This is a genomic window from Evansella clarkii, assembly GCF_002019695.1.
Taxonomy (GTDB): Bacteria; Bacillota; Bacilli; order Bacillales; family Salisediminibacteriaceae; genus Evansella; species Evansella clarkii.
This window is the reverse complement of the sequence record NZ_KV917376.1, coordinates 2,777,832-2,802,361: the sequence shown is the minus strand read 5'-3', so window position 1 is coordinate 2,802,361 and position 24,530 is coordinate 2,777,832. Positions and strand designations below refer to the sequence as shown.

27 protein-coding genes are annotated in these 24,530 nt (G+C 40.9%); 8 read left to right on the top strand and 19 right to left on the bottom strand.

Going from position 1 to position 24,530, the window contains the following annotated elements:
• Window positions 1-218: 218 nt before the first annotated feature.
• From BK582_RS13005 to BK582_RS12990, 4 genes are all read right to left on the bottom strand, one after another.
• Window positions 219-458, bottom strand: a complete 240-nt coding sequence (locus BK582_RS13005) for a YlbE-like family protein (protein ID WP_078595450.1) — start codon at window positions 456-458, stop codon at window positions 219-221.
• 21 nt (window positions 459-479) lie between these two features.
• On the bottom strand, window positions 480-923 hold the full coding sequence (locus tag BK582_RS13000; protein ID WP_169910997.1) for a YlbD family protein: 444 nt from the start codon (window positions 921-923) through the stop codon (window positions 480-482).
• Window positions 924-1,001: 78 nt separating this feature from the next.
• On the bottom strand, window positions 1,002-2,201 hold the full coding sequence (locus BK582_RS12995; protein WP_139368248.1) for a CAP domain-containing protein: 1,200 nt from the start codon (window positions 2,199-2,201) through the stop codon (window positions 1,002-1,004).
• A 225-nt stretch (window positions 2,202-2,426) separates the two neighbouring features.
• A complete protein-coding gene (locus BK582_RS12990; RefSeq protein ID WP_078595448.1) occupies window positions 2,427-2,855 on the bottom strand; it encodes a CBS domain-containing protein in 429 nt (142 codons plus the stop codon).
• A 185-nt stretch (window positions 2,856-3,040) separates the two neighbouring features.
• Between BK582_RS12990 and BK582_RS12985 the strand changes: the two genes are divergently transcribed.
• Window positions 3,041-3,394, top strand: a complete 354-nt coding sequence (locus tag BK582_RS12985) for a YugN family protein (RefSeq protein WP_078595447.1) — start codon at window positions 3,041-3,043, stop codon at window positions 3,392-3,394.
• Between the two features lie 227 nt (window positions 3,395-3,621).
• Window positions 3,622-4,680 carry a sporulation integral membrane protein YtvI gene (ytvI, locus tag BK582_RS12980; protein WP_078595446.1) on the top strand — a complete coding sequence of 353 codons (1,059 nt, stop codon included), beginning with the start codon at window positions 3,622-3,624 and terminating at the stop codon, window positions 4,678-4,680.
• A gap of 43 nt (window positions 4,681-4,723) precedes the next feature.
• On the opposite strand, the gene BK582_RS27010 is transcribed toward ytvI, so the two are convergent.
• The 7 genes from BK582_RS27010 to BK582_RS12950 form a co-directional block, all read right to left on the bottom strand.
• The gene (locus BK582_RS27010) at window positions 4,724-4,867 is read right to left on the bottom strand and encodes a hypothetical protein (protein WP_169910995.1); all 144 of its coding nucleotides are present in this window, start codon (window positions 4,865-4,867) and stop codon (window positions 4,724-4,726) included.
• Window positions 4,868-5,105: 238 nt separating this feature from the next.
• Window positions 5,106-5,456, bottom strand: coding sequence for a cytochrome C oxidase subunit IV family protein (locus tag BK582_RS12975; RefSeq protein ID WP_078595445.1), 351 nt, complete (start codon window positions 5,454-5,456; stop codon window positions 5,106-5,108).
• Between the two features lie 4 nt (window positions 5,457-5,460).
• Window positions 5,461-6,084 carry a cytochrome (ubi)quinol oxidase subunit III gene (locus BK582_RS12970; protein WP_078595444.1) on the bottom strand — a complete coding sequence of 208 codons (624 nt, stop codon included), beginning with the start codon at window positions 6,082-6,084 and terminating at the stop codon, window positions 5,461-5,463.
• Window positions 6,085-6,087: 3 nt separating this feature from the next.
• Window positions 6,088-7,920: a cytochrome c oxidase subunit I gene (gene ctaD, locus BK582_RS12965; protein WP_078595443.1), complete on the bottom strand. Its 1,833-nt coding sequence runs from the start codon at window positions 7,918-7,920 to the stop codon at window positions 6,088-6,090.
• A gap of 28 nt (window positions 7,921-7,948) precedes the next feature.
• Entirely contained in the window at window positions 7,949-8,980 is a 1,032-nt protein-coding gene (coxB, locus tag BK582_RS12960) for a cytochrome c oxidase subunit II (protein ID WP_078595442.1), read from the bottom strand.
• 66 nt (window positions 8,981-9,046) lie between these two features.
• Window positions 9,047-9,982 (bottom strand): heme o synthase, encoded by a 936-nt coding sequence (gene cyoE, locus BK582_RS12955; RefSeq protein ID WP_078595441.1) that lies wholly within the window; start codon window positions 9,980-9,982, stop codon window positions 9,047-9,049.
• Window positions 9,983-10,692: 710 nt separating this feature from the next.
• Entirely contained in the window at window positions 10,693-11,136 is a 444-nt protein-coding gene (locus BK582_RS12950; RefSeq protein ID WP_078595440.1) for a Dps family protein, read from the bottom strand.
• Between the two features lie 276 nt (window positions 11,137-11,412).
• On the opposite strand from BK582_RS12950, the gene BK582_RS27660 reads away from it, so the two are divergent.
• Window positions 11,413-11,721, top strand: coding sequence for a helix-turn-helix domain-containing protein (locus tag BK582_RS27660; RefSeq protein WP_139368201.1), 309 nt, complete (start codon window positions 11,413-11,415; stop codon window positions 11,719-11,721).
• A gap of 29 nt (window positions 11,722-11,750) precedes the next feature.
• Window positions 11,751-12,659 carry an IS3 family transposase gene (locus BK582_RS12940; RefSeq protein ID WP_078592736.1) on the top strand — a complete coding sequence of 303 codons (909 nt, stop codon included), beginning with the start codon at window positions 11,751-11,753 and terminating at the stop codon, window positions 12,657-12,659.
• Window positions 12,660-12,972: 313 nt separating this feature from the next.
• Here the strand turns inward: BK582_RS12940 and pyc are convergent, their stop codons facing one another.
• The 3 genes from pyc to glsA all read right to left on the bottom strand — a co-directional run bounded on the left by pyc (window position 12,973) and on the right by glsA (window position 18,099).
• Window positions 12,973-16,419 (bottom strand): pyruvate carboxylase, encoded by a 3,447-nt coding sequence (gene pyc / locus BK582_RS12935; protein WP_177344642.1) that lies wholly within the window; start codon window positions 16,417-16,419, stop codon window positions 12,973-12,975.
• 264 nt (window positions 16,420-16,683) lie between these two features.
• Window positions 16,684-16,971, bottom strand: a complete 288-nt coding sequence (locus BK582_RS12930; protein ID WP_078595439.1) for an Fpa/YlaN family protein — start codon at window positions 16,969-16,971, stop codon at window positions 16,684-16,686.
• A 201-nt stretch (window positions 16,972-17,172) separates the two neighbouring features.
• On the bottom strand, window positions 17,173-18,099 hold the full coding sequence (gene glsA / locus BK582_RS12925; protein ID WP_078595438.1) for a glutaminase A: 927 nt from the start codon (window positions 18,097-18,099) through the stop codon (window positions 17,173-17,175).
• A gap of 89 nt (window positions 18,100-18,188) precedes the next feature.
• Between glsA and BK582_RS12920 the strand changes: the two genes are divergently transcribed.
• On the top strand, window positions 18,189-18,680 hold the full coding sequence (locus tag BK582_RS12920) for a hypothetical protein (RefSeq protein WP_078595437.1): 492 nt from the start codon (window positions 18,189-18,191) through the stop codon (window positions 18,678-18,680).
• Window positions 18,681-18,752: 72 nt separating this feature from the next.
• On the opposite strand, the gene BK582_RS12915 is transcribed toward BK582_RS12920, so the two are convergent.
• Both BK582_RS12915 and BK582_RS12910 read right to left on the bottom strand, forming a co-directional pair.
• On the bottom strand, window positions 18,753-20,123 hold the full coding sequence (locus BK582_RS12915; RefSeq protein WP_078595436.1) for a PhoH family protein: 1,371 nt from the start codon (window positions 20,121-20,123) through the stop codon (window positions 18,753-18,755).
• Window positions 20,124-20,272: 149 nt separating this feature from the next.
• Entirely contained in the window at window positions 20,273-20,728 is a 456-nt protein-coding gene (locus BK582_RS12910) for a pyridoxamine 5'-phosphate oxidase family protein (RefSeq protein WP_078595435.1), read from the bottom strand.
• Between the two features lie 242 nt (window positions 20,729-20,970).
• Between BK582_RS12910 and BK582_RS12905 the strand changes: the two genes are divergently transcribed.
• Window positions 20,971-21,177 carry a YlaI family protein gene (locus tag BK582_RS12905; RefSeq protein WP_078595434.1) on the top strand — a complete coding sequence of 69 codons (207 nt, stop codon included), beginning with the start codon at window positions 20,971-20,973 and terminating at the stop codon, window positions 21,175-21,177.
• Window positions 21,178-21,321: 144 nt separating this feature from the next.
• Here the strand turns inward: BK582_RS12905 and BK582_RS12900 are convergent, their stop codons facing one another.
• Entirely contained in the window at window positions 21,322-21,666 is a 345-nt protein-coding gene (locus BK582_RS12900; protein WP_078595433.1) for a YlaH-like family protein, read from the bottom strand.
• A 168-nt stretch (window positions 21,667-21,834) separates the two neighbouring features.
• Between BK582_RS12900 and BK582_RS12895 the strand changes: the two genes are divergently transcribed.
• Window positions 21,835-22,029 (top strand): DUF5325 family protein, encoded by a 195-nt coding sequence (locus BK582_RS12895; protein ID WP_078595432.1) that lies wholly within the window; start codon window positions 21,835-21,837, stop codon window positions 22,027-22,029.
• Window positions 22,030-22,107: 78 nt separating this feature from the next.
• Here the strand turns inward: BK582_RS12895 and BK582_RS12890 are convergent, their stop codons facing one another.
• Both BK582_RS12890 and BK582_RS28225 read right to left on the bottom strand, forming a co-directional pair.
• Complete coding sequence (locus BK582_RS12890) at window positions 22,108-22,896, bottom strand: inositol monophosphatase family protein (RefSeq protein ID WP_078595431.1); 789 nt, start codon at window positions 22,894-22,896, stop codon at window positions 22,108-22,110.
• A 281-nt stretch (window positions 22,897-23,177) separates the two neighbouring features.
• Window positions 23,178-23,474 carry a hypothetical protein gene (locus BK582_RS28225; RefSeq protein ID WP_331248432.1) on the bottom strand — a complete coding sequence of 99 codons (297 nt, stop codon included), beginning with the start codon at window positions 23,472-23,474 and terminating at the stop codon, window positions 23,178-23,180.
• A gap of 182 nt (window positions 23,475-23,656) precedes the next feature.
• Between BK582_RS28225 and BK582_RS12880 the strand changes: the two genes are divergently transcribed.
• Window positions 23,657-24,277 (top strand): YktB family protein, encoded by a 621-nt coding sequence (locus BK582_RS12880; protein ID WP_078595429.1) that lies wholly within the window; start codon window positions 23,657-23,659, stop codon window positions 24,275-24,277.
• Window positions 24,278-24,530 lie beyond the last annotated feature (253 nt).

The window sequence follows — 24,530 nt, the reverse complement described above, 5'->3', positions numbered from 1 at the left end:
TTTCATGGTGCTTTGTTGATTGGCAAGCTATTAGTGCCAGGTACACTGGGTTCCAGATACCTCCGGGCTCGTTTTATGTGCTCCCTTTTCAACACGTTTTCGCGCGTATACTCGCCGGTTCATCCTGGCACCTTCGTTCCAGGAACACCGGTTCCTGGAACCTCGGGGACACGTTACGCTCCCCTTTATAAACACAAAAAAAGCAGGAGGAAAACCTCCTACTTAGGTGCTGCAAACCCTCGCATCATTTCAAGGAACATCATCGCCATATTCATATTATTATTCAGCCGGTCCATCCGCTGAGGGAACGTCTTACCAAAGAAGTATTTCGCTTCCTTCTCCATTTCGGAAATTAACCCCGGGTCTCTGCCCAGCTTCCGGTACCAGTAAGGCTTATATCTTAAATACTTGTGAAGCTCAGGCTTGCTGCGGATGTACTGAAGAACATCGCTCCTCACCAGCGCGCTACCTCCCCTTGGTTAATCGTCCGTGTAAGAAAACGGCTGCCTTTGTTCCCCGCCTCCACTATTCTGGGAAGGGGGCCCCGGCCTGAATTGTTCCAAAAGCTCCTGAACGGATGCGAGAACGCCGCTGAACTGAGAAAGATGGCCCTGGAGGTCATTAAGGTTCATTTTTTTTAGCATAGATAATAAATCCTGGGCAGTCTTTTTTTCACCGCCAGTTTCTTCCTCTTCTGCTTCTGTCTCATCTCCAGCTTCATTGCTCTCTTTCTCTTCTTCCTGTTGATCATCCTCATCCGTTTTGTAAGTTTCCCAAATATCGTCCTCTTCACCAAACAGTGCCCATTCCTCATAAAGATCCTGGAGGCTTTTTTCTCCTGCTTTCACATCTCTTAATACGTAAGGATGATTCTTGACGAACAGCTTAAACTTCTTAATGTCCGGATGGATTGACTTGCCCACTTTATACCACCTCTTAGTCAAAAAACCAGTATATTCATACTACATCATACCGGTTCTCAGCATATAGGTGCGCCCAATTTAACGGGGAACCAGGAAATTTTGGGTGTAAAAATCCTGATATACACCGACACCGAGGTGGGTAAATTCTTCATTAAGGAGATTTACCCTGTGGCCTTCACTATTCAGCCATCCCTCAACAGCTGCTAATCCATCTACATAGCCAGCTGCAATATTTTCAGCTGCCGTCCAGAAATTTACTTCCCCAGCTTCAAGCCTGTGCTGTAACTCACCATAATTTGGAGAAGTATGAGAGAAATATTCGTCCTCGAACATATCTTTACTGTGGAGATAAGCAACATAGGCTGTGTCGTCCTCCCATTCAAGCTCAGTCAGCCCATGCCGCTCCCGTATTTTATTCGTTGAGTCAAAAATCTGCCTTGCCTGCCCCTCCTGAACTTCCGCCCACTCTTCATCAGACAACTCGTCAGGCAGAGGTAATTCCCCCCTGTAAACAATAGAATATGGGCGGTGAAGCAGCAAAGTTTCCTGATCCATATATCTGACTGCAGAAATTGTTCTTTCAAAATTATCAACATACAGCTGCATCCAGACACCGTCAAGTTCTGCAAGCGGCCTCATTTCTAAATCCTCAGCAGTAAGCTCAAATTGGTAAGAAGTAAATGATCCACTTAACGATACTGTATCTTCGAATGTAAATTCCTCTTCAGCAATGGCTGCAGTATCCCCAACGTTCAATAATTCTGTCTCAGCTTCCGGATCATTTGTAAAAACAGTAACTATCTTACCCTCCTTCACCCCTATCTGAAGATAGGGAGTATCTCTGTATATCCACCAGTCATATCCATACTGTGACAGGTCTACTCTGTCTGGTTTTCCGTACAATTCTATTACTTCACTGCTGTCCTCTCCAATTAGATTATGCAGCTTCACAGGATCAGTGGAATTGTCGTCGCTTTCCGGTGATTCAACCTGTTCAGACTCCGTCTCCGTGTTATTTCGCTCTTCCCTTAGTTCTTCATTATTTTCTTCAAGAGCCAGCTCAGTATTATTATCAGGTTCAAGTGCTTCATCCCCGTGATCTGTCGGTTCATCTCCATTTTCCTCCTGAGCCTGTCCCGGGGTATTTTCATTATCGTGATTTTCGATTAAAACAATATCCAGTCTGTCAAGCTGTTCTTCTATTGACCCGTTGTTTATGTATACAAAGAAGGCGTAGACTGCTGTAATCATTACAAGTAAGTATATAACTGCTCTCATATGTTTCCCCTTCCGTTTCTTTCTTTAATTATATTCGAGTATATGTTTATAAGTTCCTTCAGCTTTTTCCGATTATAGATTCAGAAAGCAGATAAAAACTTAAAAAACTGATATAAGAGTGGGTCTCCAGGAGTAAATAACTTTAATAATAAACGGCCCTGCTCTTCTTTAGAAAGAGGGGCCGTTTTTGCATCCTCTGTTTTTAAGAAGTGTTCTACCTGCTAATTAATGGTGATACTTAGGCTCCTCCGAAATCTCGGACAGAGCATAACCAGCTTCGTCTTCGGTGGACGTATGCACAGCAAGATCACCTAAGGAACACATACCTTCCAGCTTCCCATCTTTAACCACTGGAAGCCGGCGCACCTGCTCTTCTGCCATTAATTTTGCTGCTTCATCAACTGAAGTATCGGGGCTCGCTGTAAGAATATCTTCAGTCATAATTTCAGAGACCTGTGTTGAATTAGGTTTCTTTTCTGCAACAGCTCTAAGAACAATATCTCTGTCAGTAACCATCCCTACCACTTTATCGTCCTTACAAACAGGGATAGCCCCTACACCATCCTTCTTCATCTTAACTGCCGCTTCATATAAATTATTATCAGGCTCACAATAATCCACCTGTCTGGTCATAACATCCTCTAATTTTTTCATAAATGTCCCTCCTCGTCAAAAGGTTTTGGAAAAGAACTTACGAAAACTGTTTTACTAAAAACATTAATGAACCGTACACTTATAAATACCACCAGAATAACTCACTAAACATATTTCGTTGCATCCCGGTGAATTTCGTAATATCATAAGAAAGAGACAAAATGCTTTAGCAGGAGGTATAATTAATGAAATTTGAAAACACAGGACTTGAGGGACTTGTTATTGAATACCAGGCACTGGAGGATATAATGGAAAGTGCTGGGTTCCATTCCGCCTACGATTACGAGAGAATTACCTTCGATTATAAAATGGAAGTCCAGGATGAAGAAATTTACTATCTTCGCGTACAGGGGTATGCAGTGGAGGGCGAGATTCCGGCACTTCATTCAAAAGTTAAATTGTTGACTGTTCTTTTAGGGAAACATTATTACCCGCACGGAGTAGAATATGATGAAGTTTTCCCTAAAAATGTTGTGGACAGAAGCAACAAAAAGCTTAAAGCAATTGCAGAAAAAGTAAAAGCTGAAGCTATCGCTTAACGGTTGTACATAAGTCCGAAGGGATGAAACACAATGCTTTCGATTCTATCATTTTTAAGATAAAATGATAATCGGAAGCTTTTTTTCGCCCTGAAGCCTTTACAAATATTGATTACATAATTCTCATCCAGTTCTTTAAAAAGAAGATTTATTTTACCCCCACTATGATTACTTACATTTTCATAATATAATATATATACTAACCACCTATGGAAAGGAGCGTTAAATTGACATCTCACACAGTTAAAAAGTATTCTACGATTGTGATTGGGCTTATTATTCTTGCCCTTGTTATATACTTTGTTCTTCCGGTTTCTGTACCAATTATTGTAGCGCTCATAACTGCTCTTTTCCTGGCCCCAGCTGTAACTGCTATTGTTGAAAGAGCTAAATTAAGCAGAAATTTAGCCGTTTTTATTGTGTTTATCCTGTTTCTGCTCCTGTTGTCGTTTACAGGATACTTTTTACTGACGAGAGCGATGACCCAGCTGAATCAATTTGTTGAAAACCTTCCATATACAATTAATGAAATCAATCTCGCCTGGAATACTTTCCTGCAGAATTTAAGGGTTCAGTTTGATGCATACTCTCCTGAAATTGTTGACGATATCGATAACGTAGTTACAACCATGCTTTTCGATTTACGGAACAATCTTCAAAATCTTGATATTATTGGCGCTGTAACCAACATATTGATGAGTATTCCGGCATACTTAATTTCTTTTCTTGTTTATTTGATTTCTCTGTACTTATTCCTTCTTGAGCTGCCAAGACTGAAAACAAAAGTCCTTGGGTATATGACGGAGAAAACAGCTGAAAAAGTTAAGTTTATGTCTTCCCGTCTCTCATATGTGATCTTTGGCTTTTTCAAGGCCCAGTTTCTTGTAAGTATCATTATCTTTGTCGTTTCATTAATAGGCCTTTTATTTATAGCCCCGGAAGTAGCCGTCATTATGTCTATAATTATCTGGGTTATTGATTTCATCCCGATCATCGGCTCTATAGCTGTTCTTGCTCCATGGGCTGGCTACCATATCATCGCAGGAAACACTGCGCTGGCAATCCAGCTGCTGATCCTGGCGGCAGTTTTGCTCACTATCAGGCGGACAGTTGAACCGAAAGTAATGGGACATCATATAGGGCTGTCACCATTAGCTACACTGATTTCCTTATATTTAGGGCTTCAGCTGCTCGGTATTCTAGGTTTTATATTAGGACCGCTCATTGTAATCTTATTTACAAGCGCCAGAGAAGCAGGGATCATAAAACTGAATTGGAAGTTTTAAATAAGAACCAAAGCGCAACCACTTTGGTCACGAGCGACACTCTTTACCTGGACAGAGTAATCGCAGGTCCAAGCACTGGAAGGACTTTGACAGAAGCCGCTCTTTGGCTTCTGAAAAGGCCTGAAGTGACCTCGGTAACTGTCTCTTCCTCTTCCAGAAGTGCTTCGAAGTGTATCCGTCGAGACAACTCAAAGCATACTCGTGATGTAAACGCTCGTCGCTGGAGCTGGACGACTTTTCCACAAAATAAAACTTTTATAATTTCCTGAATAATACTAAAGGGAACACGCGGCACAGCTGTGTTCCCTTCTTTATGTCTTCAACCAGGCTAAAATCAAAAAAGCAGTAAATAAAAATCCTCTGAGGAGCTTTAAAGCAGCCTCAGAGGATTTTTTGTTTTAATTGTTGGCTTCATATGTTACCGATTACCACTTAGTGATTCCAAGAAGCAGCATTAAAGCCGCAACTGAAGGAATGGCAACTACTACTGCAGACCAAATCATAGCATTTGGCCATGCATTACCACGGTCGTTTAAATGCATGAAGATGTAGAGCTGGAGTACAACCTGAATTACTGCCAGCATAAAGATAAACGGAATGGCAAAGCTTGCCGGAATCGCATCACTTGCAATCGAAATAAAAGATATAGAAGTCAGGAAAAGCGCAAGAACAAAACCAATGATTTGAGTCTTAACTTCTTTTCTCAACTTTCGCTTCGTATTCTTTGAAGGTTCTCCGGTTAACGGAGCACTTGGATCCATACCATGATCTGCCATTTTATTACCCTCCTATTCCCATGAGATAAACGACTGTAAAGATAAATACCCAAACTACATCAATGAAGTGCCAGTATAATGTAGCCGTATAGAACTTCGGTGCGTTTGTAAGTGTGAGACCAGTCTTAGCGTAACGGATAAGCAGTACGATAATCCAGCCAATACCAAAAGTTACGTGGGCACCGTGTGTACCTACAAGAGTGTAGAATGCCGAACTAAATGCGCTCGTTGTAAAGCCTAATTCGTAGTTTACTGTGTAATCCCAGAATTCATAAATCTCGAACCCAAGGAACCCGAGTCCTAATAGTACTGTTACCCACATCCATGCAAGCAAACCTTTATAATTACCTCTCTTCATAGAGATAATCGCAAATACTGACGTTAAACTACTTGTTAAAAGCAGCATAGTCATGATAAACACGAGGTCCAGGTGGAAAAGGTCCGATGGTCCGGGACCGCCTGCAGTGCTGTTTCTCAAACCTAAATATGTTCCAAATAAGCTGGCAAACAGGACAACCTCTCCCCCGAGGAAGAACCAGAAACCCATGTATTTATTTTTTCCTTCAAGGGTCGCCTTCTCAGGGTTTGGAGGTAAGCTGTGCTGTTCAACGGTATGATTTTCTGCCATTGTTTACTTACCTCCTTTATCTTTTGTGATTTCTTCAACAGGAATATGATATCCGTGGTCTTCTTTCACAGACCTTACAAACATCGCCCCAAAGACTATTAGAAGACCTGCACCTGCCACGATCCATGTATGATAGACGAGACCAAAGGCCATTACGAATAAACCAAATGAAATAATTATTGGCAGGATTGAACCGTTAGGCATGTGAATATCACCCAGAGGCTCTGCCGCTTTAATCTTCCCGTCTCCCTGATATTTTTCATACCAGAATGCATCGTAATCACGAACTAATGGAGTCTGTGCAAAGTTATATTCCGGAGTCGGTGACGGGATCGTCCACTCAAGAGTACGGCCGTCCCATGGGTCTCCAGTTGTTTCTTTGTTTTTCATTGAGACAAAGATGTTGATGATGAACAGCAGGAAACCAGCCGCCATAAAGATAGCTCCTGATGAGCTGACAAGGTTCATGCCATCCCATCCCTGTCCAGGAAGATAGGACGCCACTCGTCGAGGCATTCCGTATAATCCAAGGAAATGCTGAACAAAGAACGTTAAATGGAATCCAATCAGGAATAAGATAATGAAAGCTTTTCCTAATTTTTCATTTAATGTATAACCAAACATTCTAGGCCACCAGTAGAACGCTCCACCGAATAAACCTAAAACAGTAGCACCTACAATAACATAGTGGAAGTGGGCTACTACGAAATAAGTATCGTGGAACTGGTAGTCAGCTGCACTTACAGCAAGCATAACCCCGGTTACCCCACCCATAACAAATGTAGGAATAAACATTGCTGCACACAGCATGGCAGTCGTCATCTTTATGCGGCCGCCCCACATGGTGAGAAGCCAGTTAAAGATTTTAATACCTGTTGGTACAGCAATCGCCATTGTAGCAATAGCAAAAACAGAGTTAGCTACCGGACCTAATCCAACTGTAAACATGTGGTGGGCCCATACCATAAATCCGTAGAAACCAATCAGCATTGTAGCGAATACCATCGCAGTGTAACCGAAAATACGTTTCTTAGAAAACGTAGGAATAATTTCAGAGAAAATTCCGAATGCAGGCAGAGCCAGAATGTAAACTTCCGGGTGACCGAAAATCCAGAATAAATGCTGCCAGATGACAACATTACCGCCCATTTCTACAACGAAGAAGTTGGATCCGAAAATACGGTCCATCATAAGCAGTAAGTATCCTACAGTTAATGCAGGGAAAGCAAACAGGATTAAGATAGATGCAACAAAAGTATTCCATGTAAATAATGGCATACGCATCATACTCATACCTGGTGCACGCATGTTAATAATTGTTACGAGGAAGTTAATCCCCCCGATTAATGTTCCGAGACCACTAATCTGCAAACCGAGTACAAAGAAATCAAGACCGATTCCTGAATAGTGACTTGCAAGCGGTACATAGGATGTCCAGCCGGCATCAGGCGCTCCGCCTAAAAACCAGCTTAAGTTTACAAATATTCCACCAAAAAGGAACAACCAGAAACCAAGTGAGTTTAAAAATGGAAATGCCACGTCCCTGGCCCCAATTTGCAGTGGAACAATGTAGTTCATAAAACCAAATAATAATGGCATAGCTGCCAGGAAAATCATAATTGTACCATGCATCGTTAATATTTCATTAAACGTTTGCGCTGGTATTAAAGACGAATTTGGAAACATTAGCTGAGCACGCATTAATAATGCCATTATTCCACCGATGGTGAAGAAAAATGCGCCTGCGGCTAAGTACATAATACCAATTTTTTTATGGTCGACTGTAGTCAGCCAGTCCCATAACACGCTCTTCTTCTGAGCCTCCGCATATGACACGTCGTTTTACCCCCTTAACTGTTAAACCTTATTCTTCATCTAATACACTTAGTCCATTTAAGTATTCAATTAGTGCGTCCATTTCTTCATCGGAAATCTGATCTTCAGGGAACGCTACATCCATTCCGTTTCCAGGCTTCACAGACTGGGAATCTCTGATGAATGCTCTAAGATTCTCGTTATCCTCATCATACTCAAGGAATCCTGCAATAACTTCACGTTCGCTAAAGTTAGTTAAGTTAGGGCCGATATTTCCACCCTCATCTCCAACTGCATGACATTGAATACAGCTTTGTTCAAATACTTCTCTTCCCTGAACAGCAACTTCTCCTGCATCTTCCTGCATCTCGCCTGCATCTTCTGCAGCCATATTAGAAGCCCATGTATCAAAAGTGTCAGGATCTACAGCGATAACACGGAAGTCCATCAGCCAGTGGGCTTCTCCACAAAGCTCAGCACATTTACCAATGTAAACGCCTTCTTCAGGAGCTTCAAACCACATATAGTTTGTAATACCAGGAACGTTATCCTGTTTACCTGCTAATGCCGGAACCCAGAAGGAATGGATTACATCACTTGCTTCAAGGTTAATATTAATTCTTGTGTTTGTAGGAATATACATGTCCTGACCTGCTACAATGCCATATTCAGGATATTCAAATTCCCACCAGAACTGATGAGCTGTTACTTCTACTTCAAGTGAATCATCTGTTGGTTCCACATCTGCTAATGTAAAGGTTGTCATTACGTTAGGTACGGCAAGCGCAAGGAGTAATAGAATTGGTATAACTGTCCAAACTATTTCCAGTGTTCTGTTACCGTGGACTTGCTTAGGAATATGTGTGTCACCAGGCCGCTCACGGAAACGGATAAGTACAAACACATAAATACTGAAGACAACAACCATCACAAAGATCATGATATACAAACTTAACATTATTAATGAGAATTGCTCTTCTGCCACAGGACCACGCGGGTCAAGCGCAGACAAGTTTTGTTGTCCACAACCAGCCATCAGCAAGATGAAAGATAATGGAAGTAAACGCCACAAATACTTCATCTCGTCACAAACCCCTCTTTCTGTCTTTAAGTTAATAATAATTCATATTCAAAAAAGGATATTTCCTTAGAACATGTGTACGATAATCATAAGTACAAACAAGATCGTTAAGTAATATAAAGAATACACAAACATCTGCTTTGCCCATTTTAAATCATCTTTGTATTTATAGCCAGCTATTCCAAGGACCAGCCAGCCGATTCCGAGCAAGGATGCGGCAACAGTGTACACAACCCCAAAATGTGCCACTGTAAGGGAAACTGGAATCAGAGCAGCAATATACCAGACAATCTGGCGCTTCGTAATGTCGAACCCGGCCACTACCGGAAGCATTGGAATTCCCGCTCGTTTATACTCATCCGCCCGTTTCATTGCGAGTGCAAGAAAATGCGGCGGCTGCCATATAAACATAATTAAAAACAGCGACCATGCAATTGGGCTTAAGCCCGGATCAATCGCTGCCCATCCAATAAGAGGCGGTACTGCACCGGCAAAGCTTCCAACTATCGTATTCAGCGTTGTTGTCCGTTTTGTCCACATGGAATATAACACCACATAAATGACAAGGCCAGCAACACCGATTACAGCAGCCATCATTGACGCCATAGCCAGAAGTATTGTCCCCGCGGCTGATATTCCAAGCCCGTATGTGAAAACCTGTTTTCCTGATAATTCCCCGCTTACGGATGGTCTTTCTTTCGTACGTTCCATTAAATGGTCTATATCTCTGTCAATATAATTATTTAATGCGCATCCCCCAGCTAAAATAAAAGCAGACCCCAATAAAGCAAATAAGGCATTTAGCGGATCGCTGCCTATTGTAGTACCTGTATAGTAAGCAGCTAAAAACAACCCGGTGAAAGTAGTAATGAGGTTTGACATTACAATTCCCGTTTTAGAAATAGCCAGATAGGATTTCCACGTTACCTTCCCTGCCTCATTTCCAATGAATTCATTACTCTCCACAGCCTCATTCGATGTCAGTGCACTTGATTTATTCATTCGTTTCACCCCCCCTTTAAACTTATTACAATCTAAGCATGATTATAAATATAAGTCTAATAAAGTGCATTATCACTTTATTATCTCCATGGTAAAAAAACGGACGATATTTTTAGCGTTTACTACGCTCAGATTTATGGAAGAAAATTATTTCCTAAAAATAAAAATAGTCCGTTTGCATCTGTGCCTTTGACCTACAATCACATTATAAGTCATCAATCAGTGATTTTCATCACTTAAAAAGGATTGCATATAACTTCCACACTGACACAATTTTCATTTTACCATAATCACTATACTAATATTAATAATCTTTTTAAGAAAAATAAAGGTAAATGTCATAATTTCTTGCTTTTCTTTTCTGAACAGCCATGTCTCAGAATAGAGTGATTATTTTGAATTTTATACAACGTCCATGTTGAAGGGTTCTGTGTGGGGAATTCTGACGCTGGAGCCTTTGAAGCTCATTAAAATGAAGTTGTTAATCAAAGATTATCTTATATTTCGATGCTTCGTTATGTATTCAAAAAAATGCATGAGAAATTCCTAAAATCACCATTTTTCCTGAATATAGGTCAGGGTCACTATATATGCTCTATTGTGAACTAACAACAGATACTTTGAACATGCGGATGGACGCCCAGGTACGAAATCTGCTCCACAGAGAAAAGGAGAGCTGCCTTTTTTTAGGCCGCCCCCCTTCCGGATTTTTATTCTTCAAGGAAAGACCTGAGCATCCAGTTATGCTTTTCAACAGACTGTCTAACCGCAATTAACATATCTGCAGTTGCTTCGTCGCCCATTTCCTCTAAATTTTCAATATCGCTATTTAGTTCCTCACTTAACTGCGTAAAGTCATCTGACAGAACTTTCACCATATCTTTAGAAGCTCTTTCCCCTTGAGCTTCCTTGATGGTCGCAATTTCGAGAAACTCTCTCATAGATGCAACAGGTTCCCCCTGAAGTGTTAACAGGCGTTCAGCAAGTTCATCAATATGGCCTGCTGCTTCGTTGTAAAGTTCTTCGAATTTCTCATGAAGCTTAAAGAAGTTAACACCTTTTACATACCAGTGATAGTTATGTAGCTTAACGAACAGTACGTTCCAGTTAGCTACTTGCCTGTTAAGAATTTCAGTTGTTTTTTCATTTGCCATTTTCAATCAACTCCCAATTTGTTTTGTCAGTAATTTTTATTCCCCAAAAAGGATGTCGGAAAACAACCTTTCCATAAGTATAACGAAAAAGTTGAAGCTTATTCAAATGATAAGCGCTTGTCGAAAACCAGGCGAGAGAAAGGTTAAGTTATTGGCGGAAAAAAGTTTTTATTGGCGGAATCTTTTAAGCCCCCTTAATCATTTAGACACCATATACAGGTTATGAAAACACCTAGATGATGGCAAAAATGATTTAAAAAAGGGAGAAAGTACAGAATGGCTAAGAGAATTGATGTTATTGAAGATGTAAAAAAGAAATACGTTCGCATGGCCTTGGAGACTGGGAATTATACCTCTATCGCCAGAAAGGCTGGAATATCCAGAGAAACTCTTAGGAATTGGTTCAAACTTTACGAAGATGAAGTTCGTGACGTGATGGAAACCGAAGGATCAACGGGTTTATCCGATAACCCCACAAAGGAGGAACTTCAAAAGAAATATGAGCAGGCGATGCTTCTATTAGGCGAAAAAGAGTTGGAAGTTGCCATGCTCAAGAATGTTATAAAAAAAAACGAGTTCCTCTAATCCTCCTGCTAAAAGAAATCGAGGAGTGGGTGAAAGACGGTTTTCCAGTAACTAGAACTACAAGAGCATTAAACGTGGAACGTTCGTTGTATTATTACCATCAAAAAAATAAACAGGTCACAGAAGAGTCCTTCCAGGGCCGGCCAGTACCAGGATTTTCCTTGGCTCAGACTGGTATAAAAATATCTGATGAGCAGATTGAAGAATTCCTAATGGAAGCTGTAGAGGGTGAGGAAGGTATCTACGGATACCGAAAACTCACCAACTACCTTAAAGACCAACATAAGTTGGTAATAAACCCTAAAAAGGTCTATCGCCTCTGTGAAAAGTTAAATATTCTGTTACCTCAGCGAAGAAAATCTAAGTATCCTCGAAGGTTGGCGAAGCAGCACACGATAACAGCTTCTAACCAGCTTTGGCAAGTGGATATAAAGTATGGCTCGATTGAAGGTAGTGGACGATTCGTTTTTCTAGCTAGTGCTATTGATGTATATGACCGGTGTATCGTTGGATACTATCGCGGTCCAGAATGTAAAGCAACAAACATTACGAAAATGCTTCAAGGGGCGTTATTGAGACGCGGTATTCACTATGAAAGTGAGACTTCTTCGAAGTTGATTATTCGTACAGATAACGGCCCACAATTTGTCAGTGAACATTTTGGCAGATTTTGTGAGCATCAACACCTATATCATGAACGCATACCAAGCAAATCACCGGATTTAAACGCCTATATTGAATCGTTCCATAGCGTCATCGAAAGGGAGTGTTACCAACGTTACCGTTTTGAATGCTTCGAAGAAGCCTATTACAGGATTGATGAGTATATGGATTTTTATAATAACCGGCGCTACCATGGAAGCCTAAAATATTTATCGCCGGCAAAGTTCTATAAATTATATAGCAAAGGAAACTGTCCACAAATAATTAACTTATAGAACCAAGGGGAGTGATTTTCCTCTTCTTCACCTAACTACCCAGCAGTTGATTAAGCGTAAGGGTCAAGCGGTGTTGGCTTGATGCTTGCGCGCAATCAACTATCCTTCGAAAGGTGAAGAAGTGACTACCTAAAAGTGAGCAGTAGGTGTCTAAATTGAAGGGGCCAAACCGGAATGCCGACGTTTATTGGCGAAAATCAAATCATATTGGCGAAATCCCTATGTATATTGGCGATCCGCCAATATACATGCAACAGGCAGACAGCACAAACATTAAAAGGAGTGGAAGCAGCTACTTCCACTCCATTACATTTTATTCAAATTCCACAAGCAGGTCTCCTGCCTGGATTGCCTCGCCGTTTGACACGTAAAGCTGTTTTATTGTCCCGTCTTCCGCAGCCTGGACTGTTGTTTCCATTTTCATAGACTCTGTAATGATGAGATGATCGCCTTTTTTCACTTTGTCGCCTTTTTCAGCAAGTGTTTTTACTACTGTACCAGGCATTGTAGCTCCAATATGTTTCGGATTGTTTTTATCCGCTTTCACTTTCTGCGCTACGAGTGATTCTACATTTTCATCTTTAACGACTATTTCCCTCTGCTGTCCATTAAGTTCGAAGTAAATTACTCTCGTTCCGTCTTTCTGAGGCTCCCCGACAGAAACAAGCTTAACAATCAATGTTTTCCCCTGCTCTATCTCAATATTGACTTCTTCCCCGAGACGGAGTCCGTAAAAGAAAGTTGGTGTATCAAGCACAGATACATCGCCAAACTGTTCTGTAAATTGTTCATTATCAAGATAGACTTTAGGATACAGGGCATAGGAAATCAGGTCATGGCTTGTTACCTGACGGCCAAGTTTATGATAAAGCTCTTCCCTGATCTGGTCAAAGTTAACTGGTTCTAAATGCTCCCCCGGCCTGTCAGTAATCGCTTCTCTCCCTTTAAGTACAATTTGTTGCAGCTCTTTAGGAAAGCCTTTATACGGCTGGCCAATATACCCCTGGAAGAATTCAATAACTGAATCAGGAAAATCAAGGCTTCTTCCTTTTTCATAAACTGTTTCTTCATTAAGATCATTCTGCACCATGAAGAGTGCCATATCACCCACTACTTTTGAAGATGGGGTAACTTTCACGATATCGCCAAACAAATGATTAACCTTCTGGTACATAGATTTTACTTCATCCCACCGGTCTCCAAGCCCTACCGCTTTCGCCTGCTGCTGCAGGTTACTGTATTGTCCTCCAGGCATCTCATGGAAATAAATTTCAGAATGTGGAGCATTCATACCACTTTCGAAATCCTGGTAATATTTTCTCGTGTCTTCCCAGTAGCTGTTAAGCTGTTCTGTTTTGGCAATATCCAGTTTCGGCTGGCGCTCATGCCCCTTTAATGCATGGTAGAGAGAATTCATGCTTGGCTGGCTTGTGAGCCCTGACATGGAGCTGATAGCAGTATCAAGAATATCCACTCCTGCATCCACTGCACGGGCATAGGTATATATCCCGTTGCCGCTCGTGTCATGAGTATGCAAATGGATAGGGATATTTACCGTCTCTTTTAAAGCAGAAATAAGCTCATACGCTGCCTGTGGTTTTAACAGCCCTGCCATATCTTTAATACCTAGTATATGAGCTCCAGCTCCTTCAAGCTCTTTGGCCATTTTTAAATAGTAATTCAGGTCATATTTATCTCTGCTGCTGTCAAGAATATCTCCTGTGTAACAAATGCTCGCTTCAGCTATTTTTCCTGATTTTCTGACTGCTTCAATGGCCGGAACCATTCCTTTTACCCAGTTAAGGCTGTCAAATACCCGGAAAACATCAATACCGCCCTCGGCAGACTTTTCAACAAACTCTTCAATTAAATTGTCAGGGTAATTCTTATAGCCAACCGCATTTGAAGCGCGGAGAAGCATCTGGAATAATACATTAGGAGCTTTCTCCCTTAGCTGAATAAGTCTGTCCCATGGATTTTCGTGGAGGAAACGCATGGAAACATCAAATGTTGCCCCGCCCCACATTTCCATGGAGAACAAATCCGGAAGAAGCCTTGCAGTCGGTTCAGCAATTTCTGTCAGGTCTGTAGTACGCACACGGGTGGCGAGAAGCGACTGATGAGCATCCCGGAAAGTAGTATCTGTAAGAAGCACTTCTTTCTGTTCTTTCACCCAGGCTGCAAGTCCTTCGGCACCGCGCTGATCAAGAATCTGCTTAGTTCCTGCCGGCATTTCCTGAAAGTAATCCACTTGAGGAACTCTCCGCTGTTCAAACACTGGCTTTTTCTTAATACCGATTCCCGGATAACCGTTAACTGTTGTATTAGCAATAAAAGAGAGCATTTTTGTTCCTCTGTCTTTCCTTTTTGGAAAAACGAAGAGCTCAGGTGTTTTATCAATAAAAGACGTATTATACTCTCCGTTAAGAAACTTAGGGTGCTGAACTACGTTTTCAAGAAATGCGATGTTTGTTTTTATTCCTCTGATACGGAATTCTCTGAGATTCCTCAGCATTTTGTGGGCTGCTTTATCAAAGGACAGAGCCCATGTGGAAACCTTCACGAGCAAGGAGTCGTAGTGAGGTGAAATTACGGCTCCCTGGAACCCGTTTCCTGCGTCCAGCCGGACACCAAATCCTCCCCCGCTTCTGTATGCCATAATTTTCCCTGTATCAGGAAGGAACTGATTTTGCGGATCCTCAGTTGTAACCCTGGATTGGATAGCGTATCCGTGTACGGTTACGTCTTCCTGATATGGTATTCCAATTTCGTCACTATGTAATTCTTTTCCATCTGCTATCAGTATTTGTGTCTGAACAATATCAATTCCAGTAATCATCTCAGTAATTGTATGTTCTACCTGTACTCTCGGATTAACTTCAATGAAATAGAACTTCTCATCGTCTGTTACGAGGAATTCTACTGTTCCTGCGTTAATATAATCGATGTTTTTCATTAACTTAACAGCAGCGTTACAAATATCTTCCCTTGCTTTTTCTGTTAAGGAAACACTAGGGGCAATTTCCACAACTTTCTGGTGGCGCCGCTGAACGGAACAGTCTCTTTCATAGAGATGAACAAGGTTTCCATGGTGGTCACCGAGAATCTGCACTTCGATATGCTTAGGATTTTCTACAAATTTCTCTACATATACAACTTCATTTCCAAAGGAAGCTTTTGCTTCTGAACGGGCACGGTCAAATGCTTCACTCAGCTCGTCTGCAGAGCGAACGATTCGCATTCCTCGTCCTCCGCCCCCCAGCGCTGCTTTAATAATAATCGGGAAACCATGCTCATTAGTAAATTTCTTCACCTCATCTAATGAAGAAACTGGACCATCGCTTCCTGGGATTACAGGAATATCAGCGGCTACTGCTGTTTTTCTAGCTTCTACTTTGTCCCCGAACATTCGTAAGTGCTCTGTGTCAGGGCCGATGAAAATAATCCCTTCTTCTTTACACCTTCTTGCGAATTCAATATTCTCTGAAAGAAATCCATATCCAGGATGAATCGCGTCTACTCCGTTACGCTTCGCAATTTTAATTATGCCTTCAATATCCAAGTATGCATCAATCGGCTTTTTTCCCTCGCCAACAAGATAAGCTTCGTCAGCTTTATAACGATGGTAGGCGCCGTTGTCTTCTTTTGAATAGACAGCTACTGTACGGATATTTAATTCTGTACATGCCCGAAAGATTCTGATCGCAATTTCTCCCCGGTTAGCAACTAATACTTTATTGATTTTTTCTAAACGTATCATTTTCACATTTCCTCCTTCGGCCGATAAAACACCAGACTGTAAAAACTAATAAGTTATTCTATTTTTTTGAAAACTTATGCTTATCATACCATCTACGAGAGACGATTTCACGTATTAGCAAAAACAAATATGTATAAATGTATTAAAATAGTCTTTATTTCGACAAAATGAAAATATGCTGCAGCCTGTCCCCGGCTGCCTTCACTGAACTGGCGAAAAAAAACCAGCTGCCTCATCGGCAGCTGGTTTTCGTATTAAAAATTATTAACGTTTTCTTCCTGTACTAGCTTCATGCAGAGCAGTCAGCTTTTTCTCCAGACCATCCAGAATTTTTTTCCCTTCTTCTTCCTGAATGAGCTGCAGACGAATTGCAAAATCTATTTCTCTTGATAAACCGAACATTTGTGTATCTAAAACTTCCTCATAAAGAGGACATTGCGGCATAGTTAAGTTTTCCATCTGCACTTCAATAAGTTTTAGGATCTTCTGAGCGTCTTCCTTAAGAAGAGCATATGCTTTTTCACTCTGTCCGGGTAGGGTTTCAACTGACAAAGGAATCCCTCCTCCTCAATGTGTAAAAACTTCTCCTATTATCTTATATTAGCTTTTTCACGGTAAAAAAGCAATAGATGGTAATAAACAAACATAGTTTTAAAATCGACAAAGTTTTTAAAAGTCTGTTCCAGAAGAGTATTGAGGATGGTTTTCTGTATTGAGGGTCTGCTGAATACAGCATCGTTTAGCCAGTAATGACTAAAAAATGCTCAGGTCATATCTTTGAGACAATACTTCAAGAAGATGCATGCCTGCAACACTATTTCCTTTCTCATCCAGTGCCGGGCCATATATGCCTATCCCGACCCGATGTGGCACCGAAGCCATTATCCCTCCTGAAACCCCGCTTTTCGCCGGTATGCCAACACGTATAGCAAACTCACCGGAAGCATTATACATGCCGCAGGTAACCATAAAAGTTTTTAAAATCCGGGCAATGTGAAGAGGAATGACAGGGCGCTGAGATTCTGCATGCAGACCTTCGTTGGCTATGACATAACCAATCTTGGCTAGATCCTCGCAGTTTACTTCTATCGCACATTGTTTCGTATACAACTCAAGAAGTGTCTCAGAGTTTTCATTAATTACACCATGCTGCTTCATAAAATATACGAGTGCTCTGTTTAAGTTTGCTGTATCATATTCTGATTTGGCAACTTTCTCATTGTAACTGATCGATGGATTTCCTGTAAGCTCATGAATAAAGGTGAGCAGCCTTCCCAGCCTTTCTTCTACACTCCCGCCGTGAATCATCGATGTAACAGAAAGAGCCCCGGCATTAATCATCGGGTTAAGAGGCTTGGAAGGGGAATGGGTTTCCAGCTTGATGATCGAATTAAATGGGTCCCCCGTTGGTTCCATGCCAACTCTGGAAAAAACTTCTTCCTCGCCGTTGTCCATAAGAGCAAGTGCCAGTGAAAGGACTTTCGATATACTCTGCAGTGTAAATTTTTCCTGAATGTCTCCTGCGCTTGCACAGGTTCCTTCTTCATAAACGGCAATGGAAAGTGCGTCTCTGTCTGCTGTTTTTAAAGCGGGAATATAATCAGCCACTTTACCATGCTTCGTTAATTTGTTTGCTTCTTCAACCATTACTCGAAGTGTTTCCCGATCATTGCAAATCATAGTAGTGCCTCCTTAGTAAAGCTGCTGGTCCGTGACAAATTGTGCTGCAGACTCTATACTGTAAATTGTAAAGAAAGGAGAGTTGTTTTTTGTCCAGTATTCTCACTATTTCAGGTAATGTAAAACATACTATTACTATTGATCCAGGTGTCTGGATTTTTGACGAAAGAAAAGTTGATCTTAAGACGTATTTTTCCCAGGAATACTTAAACCATCAGGAAAGAGAAGAGAAAAATATGGCGGAAGCATGGAATCTTCACCGCAGCCAGGGCGCTGACGCTCTGCCTAAGGGTAATAATGTAAAAGTAAGCAGAAAGGATCTTACGGAAAAGTCTTTCGGCGTTCCCTTTGCTCCATTTCTGAAAAATGCCTCACCTTCATCTGATGCTCAAACGGTGGTTTTCGAACGCAGTGAAGGGGAAGATTTTGGTTGTACCCTGCAGGAAGCTAATGAAGCAATCATTGGTTTTTCAGAAGAAGGTAAACCTCTTAAAGGAAATGGACCTGTACACTTTTATTACGGGGATGGCTCAAATAAAGACAACCCGGTTACGCATATTAACAAAATTGTAATCGTTTAATTTATTTTTCCTTGTTTGACTGTCTGTAAACATTAAACCTCCTGTCAGCACACTGCAGGAGGTTTCTTTATCTTACAGCAGGTCAGCCGCCATCTGGGCAAGTCCGGAACGTTCCCCTTTTTCCAGTTTGATATGCCCTGTTTCGGCTAGATGTTTCAGGCGTTCCGCTACGTAGGTAAGACCATTTGTATATTCGTCCAGATAAGGGTGGTCAATTTGTTTAGGATCGCCCATTAACACTATTTTGCTTCTTTCCCCTACTCTCGTAAGGATCGTTTTGACCTCATGCTTTGTCAGGTTCTGCGCTTCATCGATAATAATAAACTGGTCAGGTATACTCCTCCCCCTGATATAAGTGAGTGCTTCTACCTGAATCGACCCCATCCCTGCGAGAATCTGTTCCAGCTCTCCCGGCTTTTTCGTATTAAATAAATACTCCAGATTATCATATACAGGCTGCATCCAGGGACGGAGTTTCTCCTCTTTTTCACCTGGAAGAAAACCTATGTCTTTTCCAACCGGAACTACAGGTTTTGCCACAAGAATCTTTTTGTATTTCTGCAGGTCTTCCGTCTGATATAAAGCGGCAGCCAGTGACAGCAGGGTCTTCCCCGTTCCAGCTTTTCCTGCCAGGGTTACAAGCGGTACGTCATCTCTGTTAAGAAGTTCCACAGCCATCTTCTGCTGGACGTTTCTCGGCCTGATGCCCCAGATGGTGTCGTCGTGTGCCAGAAATAGGTTAAGCATCTTCCCATTTTTACTGACTGAAGACAAAGCTGATTTAGAAGGATTGATCTCGTCCTTCAGAATAAAAAACTGGTTAGGAAAACATCCTTCGACCCCTGCTTCTTCCACCTTGATAGTTTTTTTTTCATAAATACGGTCCAGCATACGGGATGGGAGGTATATCTCTCTGTACCCGGCGTACATTCTGTCGTACTGGACAACTCTGTCGCTTAAAAAATCTTCCGCATGAATCCCAAGAGCATCAGCTTTTACCCGGAGGAGGGCATCTTTGCTTACAAGCGTTACTTTTATTCCGGACTTTTTTTGTTCTTCTTCCAAACTCATATTAAGTGCAACGGCGAGAATTCTATTATCATTATTGCTCTCCAGAAAATAATCTTTCATTTTCCCGAAAGAGCGGTGATTTAATTCTACTCTGAAGGTCCCTCCGTTAATGAGCGGAACACCAATGTGCAATTTCCCTTTCTCCCGAAGGTCATCAAGCAGCCTTGCAATATGTCTGGCATTCCTGCCTACTTCATCCATATTCCTTTTTTTTGAATCTACTTCTTCCAGAACCACAGCCGGAATAACAACTTCATTTTGTTCAAATGCATAGATAGCAAGGGGGTCCTGCAGCAAAACGTTCGTATCTAAAATATAAATTCGCTTTTTCAACCTCTCGCCTCCTGCAATGAAAAAGTTTTCTTTTTTCATTTACTATAATGTATGTGGCTGAAAGGGTGGTTAGACGTTTAAATGGACATTATCCATGACCGAATGTTTTATCACCGGAACACTCGGGACCTCACTGTTTTTTTAACACTTTTTTATCAAAAAAAGAAAGCGCGCAACATATTATGCAGTCACGCTTTCTTAATAGCTTCCATTACCTGTCTGTCAAGTTTGTCTGCTGCTTCTTTATCATAAGTTTTTTCATACTTAGGCTCTGAAGTAATTCGGGAACCATAAAACATTACATCCCGCACCTCATCTATTTTAATCTCTAAAAGGGCCAGCTTTAATGGTACTCCTTCAAGTTTTTCCTCTGCAACGAATGCTTTTCCGGCAATGGAATATGTAGAGCCGGCTCCAATCAAGGACAATGTAACGAGTGGCTGCTTACGTATATTTTCTACGATGCGTGATCTCTTATCAACCGCAAAACGGACTGTATTTTCATCTGTTGCGTATACCCAGGAGACAGCATTCACATTTGCTCCCCCGGTTTCATGGTCTACAGTAGCCACATTAATATAATGCTCCTGCTTTAGTAATGGCAGCAGTTCTTCAGTTAGTTTCGTTTCTACGCGATTAGCCATGGCACGTTCCTCCTTTTAATCTTCCTTTAACTAACAATCAGCTGGGGATGATCAAATACCCCCTGATTGAAGTTTCACTTTATAATTAATACTATACCTGTATTTTCTTTTCAATAAAACTATTCCATACAAAGAATCAAAATCTCGCTTCGCTCACCCCAGTCACTCTTTGTATAGATTTCTTAACGACATGAATCGTGCTATAATAATCATTAGTTAATATAAACGTAAAGAGGTGGAGTATGAGGGTTAAGTGTGTATTATGCGATGTGATCGAGAATATTAATGATTATTCACCATTAGCAAAGAAACTGCGCAACAGGCCGATTCACACATATATGTGCCAGACATGCTATGACAGAATTGAAACCCGGACGAATGAGCGAAAGGAAACTGGCAGCTTCCGCCAGTACTCTGACGACAAAGAAAAAGATGAATGGGTTTTCTAAAAACACGCTGCACATTTATGCCATGTATTGTTTTTAGGCGGTTTTCCTTATGACTGCAGTTGTAATATATAGTTTAACTATAAGAAAGCACCTGCTGCAGCCGGAATACCGGACACATCAGGTGCTTAATCTTTATTTCAGTTATCAGTCAGTCGTTGAATCTTCTTCTTTTTTATACCGCTTCAGCTGAATTTTATAAACGCCAAGAATCAGAGCGGCTACAAATAATGATTCAATAATTGGGAGAGATAATGCCAGAAAGGTCATAAAAATATTACCAAAAAGCATTAAAATATAGACAACCGCCAACTTCAGTACAGGCAGTTTTCGGGCAAACCCAAGATTAAAAACGACTATAGTTATAACATTTAAAATAATATACAAAACGACATAAGCGAATAAAAAGTTTTCCGGATCAGTTGCTCCTACAAGTTCCGCCATGGGGCTCATATTCGGCGCGCTTCCGGAATTTACAGTTCCCAAGATCATTTCTTCACTCCTAGATTTACTTCTGTTTCAAAGTACACAAGATAAACAAACCGTAATTATTATAGCATATATTTGCCACTGATTAATATAGATCACCAGCAAAAATTGGTTTATCTGTCTTTAAATAAATGAATAATTAGGTTAATATATTCAGGAGGAGGTTTTAAAATGAATTCATTTGACTGGCGCTTCTTTCTTCTCGCTCTCGGAGGAACAGCGGGTATGATTGGGATCGGAGTAGGACTTGCAGAAAAGAGTACCCTTATTGTTGTCTCAGCAATACTACTGGCATTGTTCTCTGTCGGAACAGGGTTTACTCTTAAACATAAAATAAAACAGCAGGAAAAAGAGGGACGAGCCTGAGCTCGTCCTTTTATTATGGAGGGACTTTTACACCTTCCATAATTAGAGCTGCCCTTTCAGGCGGACTCCTGTTTATACTTATTGGTCATATTCATGTATGAGTGAAAGAATATTATTATGGATATATGGGTTGGCCGCAAGAAGAGTTCCTTTATTCAGGAAATCCAGATCTTTACCTTCGTAATTTGTGACTGTTCCCCCAACTTCCTTTATTAGTACATACCCGCCAGCTATATCCCACGGAGCCAGATTAAAGCTGATATACGCATCGAGACGCCCTGCTGCAACATAAGCCAGTTCCAGAGCTGCTGAACCGTATGAACGGGTGCCTCTGGACTCTTTTACAAGTTTCTCCAGCCTCCGGTCTTTCAGTATCCAGCCGGAATTAAAACTTAATATTGATTCGTGGACAGGGACCTCTTTCAGCTCAGGTAATTTCCGTCCGTTAACGTATGCCCCTTCCCCTTTTAAGCAGGAAAACATTTCGTTATTCATCACATCGTATACAATGCCGATAATCCCTTCCCCATTTTCGAATATTCCCAGAGAAACAGCAAAAAAGCTCTCCTGATGTACAAAATTCATCGTTCCGTCAATGGGATCAAGTATCCAGACGGTTCCATCAAGATTTTTTACCGATTCGGCGGTTCCTTCTTCACCCATCAACGTATGATCTGGCAACTTATCGGAAAGTTTCTGTTCAAAGAAATTTTCTACCCCTTTATCCACATCTGTGACAAGATCATCCTGGTTTGATTTTGTATTTACAGAGAAACTTTCTTTCATCTTTTTTCTTATGTACTCACCAGCTTCCCTCGTCCAGTCAGTTGCTGTGTTAAACAATTCCTTCCGGTCAATCCTGCTCATATAAGCTCCTCCTTAAGTCAACTGTACCACCATCTGATCATTTATATATAACATAACAATTTGTTTGACCGCAAACAACTTGCGGCTTATACGGCAATTATCCGCTAATAAAAAAAACTCGCAATTCAAGCCTTACAAGGCGATGAATTGCCTTATGAAGCTTATTACTATCATCCTTAATATTTCACCTGCTCCGAGACTGCTTCCTTTGTGAATTGTATGATTTTCTATAGTGTGTGCAAAAAAAGTGAACCCTTATAAGGTCCACTTTGAATCAATATTTATGCTTCTAAGTGAATTAATTCACTTCGGAGGCGCTCAAGCTTCTGTTTGCTTTCTTTAATCTGGCCTTCTTCATTGGCCTGAAGCGCATCGTATAGTGTCTGGAGTTCATAGTCAATTTCCATTTTCAGCACAGGAATTCTTTTTTCCCCGTCTATTCTTTTTAAGGTTTGAATGACCTTCTCCATTTTTACACCCCTTTTCTTAGCCTCATAATAACTGTCACAGACTAAAGCAAACTCGATTATTCTCTCATATACAACGTGTACAAACACGAGGTTTTTGTAATACAGCATATGTGCCAAGCATCGAATTCGATACGTTTTTCTTGCTCTTAATTTTCTATATCTGTATTATTGTTATCTTCTTTTCCACCGCTTTGTTAATTTTAAACCTTGTTACGTGCTTTTGGGCATAGTCTTTTGCTTCAAAAAAATAATGTGGTAAAATGTCGGTAAATATAAAGAGGTGAGAAATAATGAGTTTTTCAGGCTTCACAAAGCAGGATTTTGACACTTTTGCAATAGAAGGTCTCGAGGAAAGAATGGCTGCTATCCAGGAGCGTATACAGCCGAAATTCCAGGCAATCAGCGATGAAATAAGCAAGGATCTGTCTTCTTATACGGGATATGACATGCATTTACATATTGCCCGTCATGCACGGCGAAAAGTAAACCCGCCGGCAGATACCTGGTCCGCTTATTGTCATGATAAGCGGGGATATAAAAAACATCCTCATTTTCAAATTGGACTCTTTGATGACCACGTATTTTTATGGCTTGCCTATATTTACGAGATGCCGGACAAACAGGAAATAGGCTCCCGCTTTCTCGACAATATGGATTCCATTACAGAAAATATTCCACAGGAGTTTATGGTTTCACAGGATCATATGAAAAAGGATGCTGAATCTCTTGAAACTATTGACCTGGAAAAGGCCCTGACACGATTTCGGGATGTAAAAAAAGGAGAATTCCTTATCGGCCGGCAAATTAAGGCCGACGATCCCCTGTTACAGGATGGGGAGAAATTCCTTAATTTTGCACGGGAAACATTTGAAACACTGGCACCGCTCTATAAATTATCTATGAGGAACTAATTGCATCAAAAGGTTTTTGTAAAAGGTTAATATGTTTTTTATAAAAGAATAAATAAAATGGCTCAGTTCAAATTGAACCGGGCCATTTTTACAGTTTTTCGCTTTTAGGTTTTTCTATTTTATAAAGAAAACTTGGCAAGCCAAGCCTTAAAAGGCGAAGTATTGCCATAATTGCACTTATACTATAATCCTAAAAATTAAATCAGCGTCGAGACGACTACGTTGCTAAAATTTTATAGTATAAAAAAGGCTT

Coding starts and splice junctions, on each gene's coding strand:
- BK582_RS12995 (WP_139368248.1), bottom strand. CDS start 2,201: ATGAGAGCAGTTATATACTTACTTGTAATGATTACAGCAGTCTACGCC.
- BK582_RS12990 (WP_078595448.1), bottom strand. CDS start 2,855: ATGAAAAAATTAGAGGATGTTATGACCAGACAGGTGGATTATTGTGAG.
- BK582_RS12985 (WP_078595447.1), top strand. CDS start 3,041: ATGAAATTTGAAAACACAGGACTTGAGGGACTTGTTATTGAATACCAG.
- BK582_RS12975 (WP_078595445.1), bottom strand. CDS start 5,456: ATGGCAGATCATGGTATGGATCCAAGTGCTCCGTTAACCGGAGAACCT.
- BK582_RS12970 (WP_078595444.1), bottom strand. CDS start 6,084: ATGGCAGAAAATCATACCGTTGAACAGCACAGCTTACCTCCAAACCCT.
- coxB (WP_078595442.1), bottom strand. CDS start 8,980: ATGAAGTATTTGTGGCGTTTACTTCCATTATCTTTCATCTTGCTGATG.
- cyoE (WP_078595441.1), bottom strand. CDS start 9,982: ATGAATAAATCAAGTGCACTGACATCGAATGAGGCTGTGGAGAGTAAT.
- BK582_RS12950 (WP_078595440.1), bottom strand. CDS start 11,136: ATGGCAAATGAAAAAACAACTGAAATTCTTAACAGGCAAGTAGCTAAC.
- BK582_RS27660 (WP_139368201.1), top strand. CDS start 11,413: ATGGCTAAGAGAATTGATGTTATTGAAGATGTAAAAAAGAAATACGTT.
- pyc (WP_177344642.1), bottom strand. CDS start 16,419: ATGATACGTTTAGAAAAAATCAATAAAGTATTAGTTGCTAACCGGGGA.
- glsA (WP_078595438.1), bottom strand. CDS start 18,099: ATGATTTGCAATGATCGGGAAACACTTCGAGTAATGGTTGAAGAAGCA.
- BK582_RS12915 (WP_078595436.1), bottom strand. CDS start 20,123: ATGAAAAAAGAAAACTTTTTCATTGCAGGAGGCGAGAGGTTGAAAAAG.
- BK582_RS12910 (WP_078595435.1), bottom strand. CDS start 20,728: ATGGCTAATCGCGTAGAAACGAAACTAACTGAAGAACTGCTGCCATTA.
- BK582_RS12905 (WP_078595434.1), top strand. CDS start 20,971: ATGAGGGTTAAGTGTGTATTATGCGATGTGATCGAGAATATTAATGAT.
- BK582_RS12900 (WP_078595433.1), bottom strand. CDS start 21,666: ATGATCTTGGGAACTGTAAATTCCGGAAGCGCGCCGAATATGAGCCCC.
- BK582_RS12895 (WP_078595432.1), top strand. CDS start 21,835: ATGAATTCATTTGACTGGCGCTTCTTTCTTCTCGCTCTCGGAGGAACA.
- BK582_RS12890 (WP_078595431.1), bottom strand. CDS start 22,896: ATGAGCAGGATTGACCGGAAGGAATTGTTTAACACAGCAACTGACTGG.
- BK582_RS28225 (WP_331248432.1), bottom strand. CDS start 23,474: ATGCTGTATTACAAAAACCTCGTGTTTGTACACGTTGTATATGAGAGA.
- BK582_RS12880 (WP_078595429.1), top strand. CDS start 23,657: ATGAGTTTTTCAGGCTTCACAAAGCAGGATTTTGACACTTTTGCAATA.